Origin of the sequence: Lysinibacillus sp. FSL W7-1291 (assembly GCF_038593415.1) — a bacterium.
GTDB classification, from domain to species: Bacteria; Bacillota; Bacilli; order Bacillales_A; family Planococcaceae; genus Lysinibacillus; species Lysinibacillus fusiformis_D.
The window spans coordinates 2,164,412-2,177,310 of record NZ_CP151994.1; the positions used below are offsets into that span (position 1 = coordinate 2,164,412).

At 36.6% G+C, this 12,899-nt stretch carries 10 protein-coding genes and 1 pseudogene; 7 read left to right on the forward strand and 4 right to left on the reverse strand.

Going from position 1 to position 12,899, the window contains the following annotated elements:
• Positions 1–283: 283 nt before the first annotated feature.
• Together NST76_RS10605 and NST76_RS10610 are read right to left on the reverse strand one after the other, a co-directional pair.
• Complete coding sequence (locus tag NST76_RS10605) at positions 284–1,660, reverse strand: MATE family efflux transporter (protein WP_058844454.1); 1,377 nt, start codon at positions 1,658–1,660, stop codon at positions 284–286.
• A 20-nt stretch (positions 1,661–1,680) separates the two neighbouring features.
• Positions 1,681–2,160 (reverse strand): DUF6530 family protein, encoded by a 480-nt coding sequence (locus tag NST76_RS10610; protein WP_036126112.1) that lies wholly within the window; start codon positions 2,158–2,160, stop codon positions 1,681–1,683.
• A gap of 289 nt (positions 2,161–2,449) precedes the next feature.
• Between NST76_RS10610 and NST76_RS10615 the strand changes: the two genes are divergently transcribed.
• From NST76_RS10615 to NST76_RS10635, 5 genes are all read left to right on the forward strand, one after another.
• Positions 2,450–2,752: a hypothetical protein gene (locus NST76_RS10615; protein WP_139149525.1), complete on the forward strand. Its 303-nt coding sequence runs from the start codon at positions 2,450–2,452 to the stop codon at positions 2,750–2,752.
• A gap of 454 nt (positions 2,753–3,206) precedes the next feature.
• A complete protein-coding gene (locus NST76_RS10620) occupies positions 3,207–3,545 on the forward strand; it encodes a hypothetical protein (protein WP_036126110.1) in 339 nt (112 codons plus the stop codon).
• Positions 3,546–4,647: 1,102 nt separating this feature from the next.
• The gene (locus NST76_RS10625; RefSeq protein WP_036126107.1) at positions 4,648–5,085 is read left to right on the forward strand and encodes a hypothetical protein; all 438 of its coding nucleotides are present in this window, start codon (positions 4,648–4,650) and stop codon (positions 5,083–5,085) included.
• A gap of 90 nt (positions 5,086–5,175) precedes the next feature.
• On the forward strand, positions 5,176–5,691 hold the full coding sequence (locus tag NST76_RS10630; protein WP_271913334.1) for a matrixin family metalloprotease: 516 nt from the start codon (positions 5,176–5,178) through the stop codon (positions 5,689–5,691).
• 51 nt (positions 5,692–5,742) lie between these two features.
• Entirely contained in the window at positions 5,743–6,324 is a 582-nt protein-coding gene (locus tag NST76_RS10635; protein WP_051891713.1) for a hypothetical protein, read from the forward strand.
• 100 nt (positions 6,325–6,424) lie between these two features.
• Here NST76_RS10635 and NST76_RS10640 read toward each other — a convergent pair.
• A pseudogene (locus NST76_RS10640) lies at positions 6,425–7,772 on the reverse strand (IS3 family transposase).
• A 345-nt stretch (positions 7,773–8,117) separates the two neighbouring features.
• On the opposite strand from NST76_RS10640, the gene NST76_RS10645 reads away from it, so the two are divergent.
• Positions 8,118–11,201 carry an ATP-binding protein gene (locus NST76_RS10645; RefSeq protein WP_342545189.1) on the forward strand — a complete coding sequence of 1,028 codons (3,084 nt, stop codon included), beginning with the start codon at positions 8,118–8,120 and terminating at the stop codon, positions 11,199–11,201.
• A gap of 27 nt (positions 11,202–11,228) precedes the next feature.
• Here the strand turns inward: NST76_RS10645 and NST76_RS10650 are convergent, their stop codons facing one another.
• Positions 11,229–12,167 carry a DMT family transporter gene (locus NST76_RS10650; protein ID WP_342545191.1) on the reverse strand — a complete coding sequence of 313 codons (939 nt, stop codon included), beginning with the start codon at positions 12,165–12,167 and terminating at the stop codon, positions 11,229–11,231.
• A 147-nt stretch (positions 12,168–12,314) separates the two neighbouring features.
• On the opposite strand from NST76_RS10650, the gene NST76_RS10655 reads away from it, so the two are divergent.
• Positions 12,315–12,809, forward strand: a complete 495-nt coding sequence (locus NST76_RS10655; RefSeq protein WP_036126093.1) for an Lrp/AsnC family transcriptional regulator — start codon at positions 12,315–12,317, stop codon at positions 12,807–12,809.
• The last annotated feature ends 90 nt before the right edge of the window (positions 12,810–12,899 follow it).

Genomic DNA, 12,899 nt, shown 5'->3' on the forward strand with positions numbered 1-12,899 from the left:
TTGTTATTTGCATCCTATTCATAAATACCAACGCCTTTTTGATGTTTGTCAATTTTTATCAACGGACGATGGTTTGCACTATTTGCAGGAAAGAACTAAAAAAATTTTAAATTGGTTGTAACTTTTCGCAATGCTATACGACTACTCTATTAGTAGAATACAAAAAACTAAAGCAAAATAGTAACATTCACTTTTCACAAAATGACCAGGGCTCAATTTCTGAGTGCCTGGTTATTTTGTTGGATACAAAAAGGACATGCATTTTTTGCATGTCCCGTGTCATTTATTCGCTAAGCATCGCTTTTAATGTTCGCTTTTGCCAGCCTAGCTTGAAGTAGGCATATTGCATAATGAAATGGACGCAGAAGGTAATTGGATAGGCTAACCAAACACCGTTTAATGCGAGTGACGTATGGTGGGACAAGAAGTACGCTAATGGCACTTGCACGACCCAAATCGTTATGACTAAGAAGATGGTCGGCCATAGTACGACACCAGTGGCACGCATCGTAGCGGAAACGGTTTGCGTATGTCCAAATATTAAATAGCTCCAAAAGGCGATATATAAATAATTTTTGGCAATGAGCACAGTATCATGTGAATCGATAAAGAAAGCCAAAATTGGCTCTGCAAATAGATACATGATGAGAATGATTGCGCCACCTAAAAGATAGTTAATACGCACACCCATTTGACGAATTTTTTTAATCATTTCTGTAGAATTCGCTCCTAAAGCCTGTGCTACGAAAACGGATGTAGCAATAGCAATACTCATCGCAGGCACTTGTGCATAGCTAGCTACCTGATTGACAACGCCATAAGCAGCAGTGGCATCAGATCCATAGGCATTGACAAAACCAATAACGGCAATTTCTGCAACTGAGATGGCAACCATACTAATACTTGATGGAATCGCTAGTTTTAATAATGATGTTAAAATATCCTTCTTTAATTTAAAATGCTGTAAGATGGATTTATCAAAACGTAGTAAATGCTTTGTTTTATGCAAATAAGCTAATAATAAAATCATGGTCACTAAGTTTGATAACACAGAAGCATAGGCAGCACCATTTAAACCAAACGCGGGTAATCCGAACCAGCCGAATACCAGCGGTGGGAGGAAGGCAATATTTAACACCACACTAATCACTAAAAAGAGAAAGGGTGTTTTCGAATCACCGACGCCGCGCATAAAGGTTGTATACACTAAATACCAAAACATAATGGGTAATGTGAAAAATAAAATTTGTGCATAGCTAATACTCATGTCTAAAATATTTGCTGGTGTTTGCATAAAGCGTAAAATCCATTCAATGAAAAAGCCGCCAAAGAGCGCCACGATAATCGATAAAATCGTAGTAAAGGCAAGGGTTACCCCAACTACCTCTTTCATCTTTTCATGATGACCAGCCCCAAACGTTTGCCCAACTAAAATAGAGCTTCCCGAACCTATGCCAATCGCGAAGGCCATTAAAAAGAAGAAAAACGGGAAAAATGCGGAAATGGCAGCGAGTGCATCGACACCTAAATTGCGCCCGACGATAAACATCGCAAATACTTGGCCAACAGATTGCAGTACATTCGCTAGCATCACCGGGATTAAGAAATTAAAAAAGGCCTTTCGTAGTTTTTTATCATCCTGTAACATTTGTTCATTCATCGTTAAAATCCTCTTGAGTTTTAATAACCCATTTCTTTTAAGATTCGTGATAGTGAGCGAAGGCGTTCACCGATTAGCTCACCATCATTATTTAATGCTTGCTGAAAAAGCTGAATATCCTCTTTAATTTGTTCATTTTCTGTGCATACTTCCACAGTCATAGCATCACCTTGTAAGCCTACTCGATTAATAACAGGGTTTGCTTCATCATATAAGTGCTCGTAGCGGTATGCATCCTTAAAATAAAGTTGTGTCTCACATACTAGAATAGCGAGGTCAAGCACACGATGGAGGGGTAGTTCTTCCGACTGACGTGACCATTTGCCACCTGTATGTCGCCAAACCTTCGCAGAAATATCAACCTTTCCTCGATCATTCCATTGTGCCAACCCAAGTGAAAGTCCTTGTGTATCAGTTTGATAAGCTGTACGCCCATCGATATTGGCATAGTTTTCAGCAACGATTACAGGTTTATGTTTTAAATGTGTTGGAATTTTCATTGTTAAGCACTCCTTGTTATTTGAATTTAGTAATTTAGTAAATTACTGCTTTAGTAAATTTAGCATTCACCTAAACAGAAGTCAATCGAAATGGCAGTGTAACTTTTTCTGCTAGGCTAAGTCTAATATGTAAGATGATGGAAAGGGTGATGTGATGAAGGGCTATCTGCGGAAGTTTTTGTTTTGTATAGTATGTCTCGTAATAATACCTGTGAACACTGTCGCAACAACTTGGGTCTATCCTTTCGTAGTTTGGGATGGTTATATATATGAGGTAACGGAGGAGAAAGTGCATGCAGTTGAGAATGAAATAGGGAAGGTAACGAAGTATTCAGATATGGAGCAACATGGAGGCAATTTTTCAAATGCATATCCAAAAGGAACCAAGTACTTTGCGATAAAGGGAACCGATACAAAGGTCGCCATCGCGGTACAAGTTGACAAAGGAGCATACCTTAAAGCGGTGAATGATGGAGAATATACGTATCAACGTAAAGCAAACATTGCCTTATATCTTTATAAAGCATTAGGAATCCTCGCCCTGTTCATCGTTATTTATCTATTGTTCACGAGTTTACGCAAGAAGCGTTAAGCTAGCAAATTCGTACTTTATGTAGGGATGTTGCTTCTCTATACAAGAAAACGATTATTGCTACTTTGCTTGTTTTTTGCGGTATCGTATTTTTGAAGGAGTTTAACTTTAAACGGTTCAAAGAATAACAGAAGTATGATAAACGTGAAGGGTTAATTTTTTTCAAAATTCCTTCAAAAACCTGTAACCTTTGCAAAGCTGACACGACTACTGTAATAGTAGAATACAAAAACTAAAGCAAACTAGTAAGTTTCACTTTTCACAAAAAGACCAGGACTCTGTTTTTCGAGAGTTTCTGGTCTTTTTGTGTGCTGGAAATAACACCGTTTTATAGTTTATGTTCTTAAAAAAGGGATTTCTTAATCTCTTATTGACAATATATTTATAAAAACGAAACTTTTCCCAGTAAACATGCGTAAAACTAGTAAAAGAACAAGGAAGGGAGCTCTTAAAAATGCGTTGGAAACACTTTATTATGATGGTTATTGCCTGGATTGTGGAGATAGCGTTAACCTATTGGATTGCCACAATGTTCTCTGTTCGATTTATAGAAGTGATGTTTTTCACTGGTGTTGCCTTTACGTTAGGCACATTCTATTTTTCCAGCAGTGGTGGAGCCATGTCTAGGCTTTATGCATCTCAGGTCAGTGCACAAACAGGAATCATTCATGAGCGAGAACGATTCCAGGTAAAACTTGGTCCCATGTTTAAAGCCTCGTTCATATTTTTCCTCATTGGTTTGGTGTTCTTTATTTTACTTGTAACAGGCATCATTCCACCTCAAAGCATGTAATATCTTGTGTAGGTTTGATTTAACTGCTCTTATACCTTTAAAGCTTCAAATAAAAAGTCGGCTATTCCTTATCGGAGTAGCTGCTTTTTATTATGCACAATTTTTCTTAAAAACTTATTCTATTCCATTTTTACTATAGTTTTATGTGAGGTGTTAAAAGGGGAGTTCAAAATTACAAATTCCTGACTGAGGTAATACTTGGTTAGATTAGAATATGTAGTTCAACATTTAGTGTAATTATCAATTGAATGTAAAAAAATCCTTACATTCTACCTCAACAATTATAAAATATTATTTGGAACTTGATTTGCTTGAGTTAATAACAATTATGATGCTTTTGTTATGATATTATTTTTAATGAAGAGCATCATTTCTTTAGCCATATCAGTATCACGTATTTGTGATTCAGCAGCTTGAAAATTTTCAGATGTGTTGAAGTTAGTATTAAAAGCCGCTTCTAAGCGATTTACTAGTTTTGAATGTTCGTTCGATAAAATTTCTGTGGAATTATCGAGGGAATTTAGGGAGGTGGTTATTGCATTTAAACGAAATTAAACAACTTTATTATGCATTTTCAGTATCACCTAAGTGATACACCTGTAAGATAAATTTAATCCCAAATCCGTATTCTTGAAAATCTTGTCATTCTTAAGTAATCCAGCTTTGGACCGTATGTACTGATCACGATATACGACACTTAGAAAAATTCCCCTTAATCTTCTTCTATACCGAGAATGTGGCGTCTAAAATCTTTTTTTCTAATTTTCGTTTACAATTCTAGTTCTAACATTATTCAGAATTGCTACCCCAACAGCTAAAACTGTAGCAGCAGTACTTAATCTACCAATAATCTTTTCATCATTTTCCTTTAGGTCATTAAAAGAATCAATAAGCCCGTTCATATCAACATTTTTCCATAGTATGAATATCCATGAAGCAGAAATAACTAAATTACCAAATCACAAACCTTATCTCGTTCAGTCGGCTCCTTGCTTCTTCATATGCATTTAAATTACAAAAAAATAATTATATGGTAAAATAAGTTGATAAACGGAATATAAGACTTTTTCTTAATTTCAGAATACTAGTTTGGAGGGTTTATATGAAAGGCATAAAGATAAGTATAATTACTTTATTTATTATCGTATTTGTGTTGATTATCATGTTACTTAATGCTGGTCCCCCTAAGCCAATTGTATTGTCAGGAAATAATAAGATAACAATAGTACAAGGTTCTTATTGTTGGAAAAAAATAACTGGCACTGAATGTGTTGATAAAATTTCACCACCAGAAATTCTTGATAATAATAAAATTGTCCCTTTTTCAGTATCCCCTCAAAGTAAAATAAAAATCAATTTTAAGAAACAACCTGAAAAAGTAGAAGTTGAGAAATGGATGAATAACGATGAAAGCGAAAAAGTAATAGTGGAAGATAATAGTATTTCTGTACCGAACGAAAAAGGCAAGTATATATATATTATCTCTGGAAGATGGGACAAAGGGAGTTCTTCTTATATCTTTAGTATAAAAGTAAAATGATACCAAATTACCCTTTATATTGTATTTTATTATGTTTATAATTTATGTGTGTTAGTTCCATAAATGTAAAAATAAAGGTGAGTTGGTAAAATGAAGTGGAAATTTAAAGGCTTTTTAATTATGCTATTACTTTGTGTTGTATCTCTACCAATTACAGCTGATGCTTATCAATTACTAGGATTTAAAAAGAAGGATAATTTAGATTTGTATTACAATATTAGTCAAGAGCTAATTGATATGGGTTATAAGCAAGATATTCTAAGAGGATTTACTGCGTGGCATTCAACTAATAAAGTTAAGTTTACTAAAGAGGTCTCGGTTAGTGGAAATGTTAATGTTGATTATGTAAATAGTAATTATGGTGATGCATATGCTACTCATCGTAATGGTTCCTCTACTTTATCAAACATAACAATGTATAAATCATGGAAGGGATTAGATCAAACTCGTAGAAGGGAAACTGCAGTTCATGAAGTAGGGCATGCTTTAGGTCTTGATCACACTCAAACAAAGAATAATTCCATATCTGTTATGAGGACAAAGGGTTTTAATGATAAAGACTGGCCGTTACAAGACGACATTGATGGTATAAAAGCTTTGTATTAATTACATACGGCTATTACTCACACAAAAATTGTCGACAAAGGGGCAGGTAGTATGAAAAATAGAAAGTTTCAAGTGTTTAGCTTTTTTTTAGTGTGTTTTTGTTTAATATTCTTTATAAGCATTAAAGATAATAAAAAAATAGAGACTATTAATTTTGAAGGTAAAACTCTAGGTTTTGATAATTTAGAAGAGATGGAAGAAGCATCACCTGTAATTGTTCTTGGTACAAAAACAAAAGAAAATGATACTGAAGTTTTTAGATCAGACATTAATAACGATGTAATTGGTGGATATACTAAATCAAGTTTTTTAATTTCAGAAGTTTATAAAAATAACGATAATAAAGAAGATATAAAAACAAATTCTCAAATTACTGTGTCAGAAATGGCTTTTTATGATAAAGAAACAAATGCTATGTATACTGTGAATGATTATGAGAACATGGAGTTTGATAAAGAATATTTACTATTTTTGGTTCCAGTAGATGATGGTATGTATGCCCCTAGAGGTGTAACTACTGGTAAAGTGCCAATGTTTGGATCTAACTCTACTCTTAACTCTTTAAATACTGTAGATAGTGATAATTCTGATCTAGCCATTATGAGAGATGCACAGCTTAAGTATAAAAAATAATAAAATTTCGTGGTCTACTAAAATGTAGCGTATTTATATCATTTAAAAATAAGCAGCCTATGAGTGAAGTGACCCCTAAAAGTTAGACACGGTTATTTCATTAGGCAGCGGTTAGGGCATGGGTTCGATATTGTATCGGACTCATGCCTTTTAATTTTGCCTTAATCCTTTTTGTATTGTAATACGTTATATACTTTTCTAATTCAGTTTTAAAATGGTCTACACTTTCAAATTTTTTGAAGTATAAAAACTCAGACTTCATAATCCCGAAGAAATTCTCCATTACAGAGTTGTCGTAACAGTTTTCTTTACGAGACATACTTTGGAGAATACCCCTTGATTGAAACGCATGACAATATTGCTTCATTTGATAGTGCCAGCCTTGATCTGAATACATGAGAAGCTGATGGCCTTCTGGTAGACGCTCTAAAGCTTTATCTAACATCTCTGAAACAAGTGAATAAGTTGGTCTAGAGCCAATTGTGTACGTAATAATTTCACCATTAAATAAATCTAAAACAGGTGATAAATATAATTTTTCGCCGAATAATTTAAACTCCGTAATATCGGTTACCCATTTTTCATTCGGTGGGTCCGCTGTAAATTGGCGGTCTAAATGATTAGGCGCAATTTTACCGACTGTTCCTTTATAGGATTTATATTTTTTCATACGCACAAGGCACTTTAATCCAAGTTCTTTCATGATGCGTTGGATCTTCTTGTGATTCACGTTCTTACCACGATTAGCTAGCTCATCACGAATACGACGATAGCCATAACGTCCTTCATGTTCATCGTAAATTGAATTGATTTCTACTTTTAAATCGGCATCTGGATCTATTCGGTTCATTTTCTTTACTAAATCATAATACGTGCTACGTGGAATACCAGCGAGTTTCACAAGCGCCTTCATCGAATATTTATGCCTTAACTCAAAGACTACTTTTGCTTTGTCTTGTTTCATGATTTTTCCTTGTTTTGAACTAAGGCATTCAACTTTTTTAAATACTCGTTTTCCATTTCAAGTTGTTTAATACGTGCTTCTAGTGCCTCGACAGATCCTTCAGCCAGGATTGTTTCGTCGATTGTTTTTTCATCGATGGACGCCCCTTTTGTCTTGATTCAAGGGCATCTAAACCGCCAACCTCCATTTGTTTTTGCCAAGTATACACTATTGTATAACTTGAGATTTTAAAAAGAGCTGCGGTATCCATTAATGACGCACCAGATTGAACCATGTAATTTAATACGTCTAGTTTAAATGGTACAGAATAATTTGTATAGGTATTCCTAAACCCTTCATCTCCATGTAATTCATATAACTTTAACCAATATTGAAATTGTGCTCTTGTTACTCCCATCTGTTTTGCATACTCTTGTTGAGAAAAAATCTTTGAATTAAAGCCTTGAATAATCTTTAACTTTATCTCGCTCGTAAATTTAGTCATAAAAAAACTACACCTCCAATTGTTAAATGCTGTGTCTAACAATTGGGGTGCAGTTCATTCCTTATCGGAGGGGCTGCTTTTTTTATGGCAAAAAGTTCTAAAAACCCGACTTTACTTACAGGCATTGGATAGAAAGGGTTGTGGAAGTATATGAAATGTTTTAGCGAAATGGTTCAACCAAATCAGAGCCCGTTGTTCGATTAGGACTATATTAAGAATTTGTTCAGAATTTGTAGAGATGTGCTTGGTAGAATTGGAAGGTTGTAAGATCATTACTCGATCAAGACCTAGGAGGTGGCGTTCGCAAAGGAGAAATACTATGTTGCCCTTTGACGAGATTCACTTATGAAAAAGAAAAAAATAGCGATCATTATTCTCTTATTTTTTATTTTGTTAACGAGCACACGCATATTGTGGTTGCATTTATTTACTCAGCCAGACCAACCCTACGCAGAAAAAGGGCAAATCGATGTACGGGATTTTGATTTTCAACAGAATGCTTTGACACTGGATGGTGAATGGACATTTTATTCCTCTCACTGGTTGATGGATAGTAATCAACCACCTTTCCCCCCCACGTACATACAGGTTCCAGATGGTTGGGATCAAATTTTTCAAGAAGGTAAGCTGACGCCATATGGCTATGGCTCCTATCATTTGAAAATACAGGTTAATCCAGAAGAAACAAAAACATTTAGCATAAGGGTGCCTAGCATTCGTAGTGCAGCAGAAATATATGTAAATGATCGTTTAGTTGCGAAGGCTGGTGAGCTAGGTGAAAATCGAGCGCAAACGATGGCCAAAAATGTTCCATTTACAGCTTCTTTTGACACAAAGGGCCAAAGTGAAATCGACATTGTTGTGCAAGTGGCTAACTTTCAAGATCCTCGTAATGGGGGAATTGTGCGGTCTATAAAATTTGGATATGAAGATGTTATCTATCGCGAAACACAATTGTCTATTACCATGCAGCTATTAGTGGCAGTCGTTTTACTTTTACATGCCCTTTACTCGATCATCCTATATTTGGTTGGGAATAAGGAAAGACCTTTACTGTTCTTTTCACTCTTAACCGTCAGTATCATGTTTTATTATCTATTAGGGAGTGACGATAAGCTTCTTTCATTTTGGTTTCCAATCAATTATGATTGGGGGTTTATATTGGTTCACCTTTCGATGATTGGCATTGGCTATTCCCTGCTACAATGTATCGATCCATGGCTACCGCGCCATTTTCACCGTTATCAGCAGGGATTTGCCCTTGTATGTGCCTGTGCAGCTGTGTTGGCTATTGTACTACCAACACGATATGTAGTGTCGATACAAAGTGTTTATATTGTCATTTTAGGCGTTCCCATTGTGATCACCATGATGATGATGCTAGGAAAGGCGCTCAAAGATATCCGTCAGCATGTTTTTCTGCTTTTAGCAATCCTTGCATTTATTAATAGTATTCTTTGGGATATTTTGCTACTGATTTCAGGAATCAAGGTGATTTCATATCCCTTTGATTTGTTAATGACCATTGCTTGTTTAGCGACATTGTGGTTTAAAGATTACGCAAAAGTGCATGCGGATACAAAAGACCTTGCCCAAAAATTGCAAGAGACAGATAAACTAAAGGATGAATTTCTGGCAAGCACCTCCCATGAATTACGCAATCCGCTTCATAGTATTATCAATATGTCCAAGGCTGTTTTAGAGCGTGAGTCTCATGCACTTAGTCATAAAAGCGTCCATGATTTAGAAACGGTGCTGTCTGTTGGGCAACGAATGTCGCATTTATTGAACGATTTACTTGATGTGATGAGCCTAAAGGATAATACTCAAAAATTGCATCTGACCACGGTTTCCATTCATACCATCGTGGCTGGCGTCTTCGATATGCTACGTTTTATGATTGAAGGAAAGCCAGTTCAGTTTGTTCAGCAAATTCCAGCAGACTTTCAAAAAGTATTGGCAGATGAAAATCGGGTAATCCAAATTATTTTTAATTTGGTACATAATGCCGTGAAATTTACTAATGAAGGTACTATTACGATTTCGGGCTATACCGAGGCTAGCATGGCGAAGATTGTGGTGGCAGATACGGGCATTGGCATAGATGAGGAAACCATGCAGCGATTATTTGAGCCATATGAGCAAGGTACTGTCAGTAAGACGATAGTAGAGGGCGGATTTGGGCTAGGGCTTAGTATTTGTAAGCGACTGGTTGAACTACAAAGGGGAACATTGGACGTACAATCAGTGGTGGGACAAGGCACCACCTTTACCTTCACATTACCACTATCTGACGAAGCGGAAGCTCAAAAGGTAACGCTTGCACAGCAGACTCATCAAAAACAGGAAAGCCCTGAGGTACAGCAAGATGGAATGAACGATGTAGGAGATGCGTGGAATCAACCACGAATTTTAGTAGTGGATGATGAGCCCATCAATTTAAGAGTGGTGGAAACCCTCTTGGCGAATGAGCAGTATGATGTCGTCACGGTGACAAGTGGTTTGCAGGCACTTGAATATATACGGTCCCAGGAATGGGATTTAGTGATTTCAGACGTAATGATGCCGAAAATGAATGGCTATGAATTAGTACGAATCATCCGTAAGCAATTCTTCATGACGGATTTACCCGTACTATTACTAACTGCACGTAGTCAGCCACATGATATTGAAAATGGCTTTTCAGCAGGGGCCAATGATTATGTCGTCAAGCCTGTTGATGCCTTAGAGCTTCGATCTCGCGTTGAGGCATTAACAAAGGTGAAGCGATCTATTCAAGAACGACATCGTATGGAGGCAGCGTGGCTTCAGGCACAAATCGAGCCCCATTTTCTCTTTAATACATTAAATGCTATCTTAACGTTAAGTGAATTGGACAGTGAGCGGACAGCTAAATTAGTAGAGGCATTAAGTGATTTTTTAAGAGAATCCTATAATTTTCAAAACGTAGAAGCGCTTGTTCCATTAGAAAATGAACTTCGGTTAATTCAAGCCTACCTCTATATTCAGCAGGAACGTTTTGGTGAACGTATTCGCGTCGTATGGGACTTAGATACAGCGACGAATGTATGGATTCCATCGCTAACCATTCAACCGCTAGTTGAAAATGCATTAAAGCATGGTATTTTAAAGCGTGTTGAAGGGGGAACCGTTCACATTCGTATCATTAATTGTGGTACTCATATCGAAATTAGTGTCTCAGATGATGGCGTTGGTATGGACGAAGAGCAATTGGCGAAGCTACTACAGCCGAACAAACGTCCATCCAGAAGTATTGGCTTATCGAATACCCATAGACGTCTGCAACAGCATTACGGTCAAGGCTTACACATAACAAGCAAGCTGCATGAAGGAACTGCTGTTTCATTTGTTGTATTACCAAAGAAAACAACTAATCAATTAGATGCCTTCTCCCTCAGCGAATACTGAGAGGGGGAAGGCATCTTGCATCTTATGTTAATGACAAACTTGATTCTGTGGCATTTTGGTTTTAAAGTGCGTAAATAAATAACAGCCCATAATAACGATCAGTCCTCCAATGCCTTGAAGCCAACTCAGCTTTTCTCCGATAAAGAAGAACGCGAGCAGGGCAGTGAAAATCGGATTGAAGTTTAGGAAAATGCCAGAGGTTGTGGCTCCTAATTGCTGTACGCCTATATTCCAAAAGACCATACAAACGACAGTAGAGATAATCCCTGTATACAGAAGAGAAAGGATGAAAGACGGATTGATATTAGAGAAGGTGAATTCCGTACTGGTGAACGGGACAAGAGTAAGAATACCAAACACTCCCGCATACAATGTAGCCATTAATGGAGAGGTTGTTTTCATAGCCCACTTACTACAAACCGAGTAAAGTCCCCAGACACAAACCGCAGCTACCATCCATAAATCCCCTGTATTCAATTGAAAATCCAGTAACTGCTGCAAATCTCCTTTCGAAAGGACGAGAACCACCCCCATGAAAGAAAGAGTCATAGCCAAAAGCTGCAAACCATTTATTTTTTCTTTGAGAAAAGCAAATGAAAAAAGGGCTATGGACATCGTATTCATCGTTGAAATAAGCCCTGCATTCGTGGATGTTGTTCGCTCCAACGCTAAAAATTGAAAAATATTAAACAAGGCGACACCTGTAATACCCATTAACAGTAACGGCACAAGAGCTGCTTTTGCAGGGACTAGCTTCTTTTCTTTCCACCAGACTAATGGGATAAGGACAATCACCGCAATGAACCATCTTGCCATCGTTAAAGTCATCGGAGAGGCATGCGCCACAAGCGTCTTGGCCACAACAAAATTGCCTCCCCAAAGTAAGCTTGTGACGAGCATTAAGCCCATATAAAATTTGACCAAGGTATGTAACCCTCCTATGATTTTATGTATATTAAGAATCATAGCATTATTGAGGTTTTGGCTGTATAATATTTTGTATAATTGTACTAATTTGAAATAATTAAAATAAATTTAATAAATTTCAGAAGAATATTCTGAAATAGAGTCTAATATGTACTTGTTGAATAATAATCAAAAGGGGAGAAGACAATGGAGGAGATTAAAAATAAAGCATTAGACAGTGTGGATCTTCAAATTTTAGCGATTTTGCAGAGAGAGGTGCAACTCAGTAATGCAGAATTGGCTAGACGAGTAAACTTGTCTCCACCAGCAACTCATACAAGGGTCAAACGCCTTGAAACAGAAGGATATATCGATCAGCAAGTGGCTATTTTAAACCAAGAAAAGCTAGGATTTGATTTACTGTGCTATGTCTTTATGAGCACTAATATTCACCAAGCGAAGGAAATCGAGGAATTGGAGGACAGCTTAAAAACGATGACCGAAATCATGGAATGTCATTGTTTAACAGGTGCATATGATTATTTGTTAAAGGTTGTCATTCGAGATCGCAAAGAATTAGATCAATTCATCCGCAAATTAAATAAGCTAGGGGTTTCTAGAATTCAAACGAACTTATCCTTGAGGGAAATTAAATATTCTACTGTGTTACCTATAGAAGAAAACAGCAAGTGTGAGTTTTAGGCTCAAACTTGCTGTTTTTTTAGTTTTCAGGATGACCTATTAAAGGTTTTCTACGATACTTGTGGCATACTTTTTCAGGTTAGACAACGA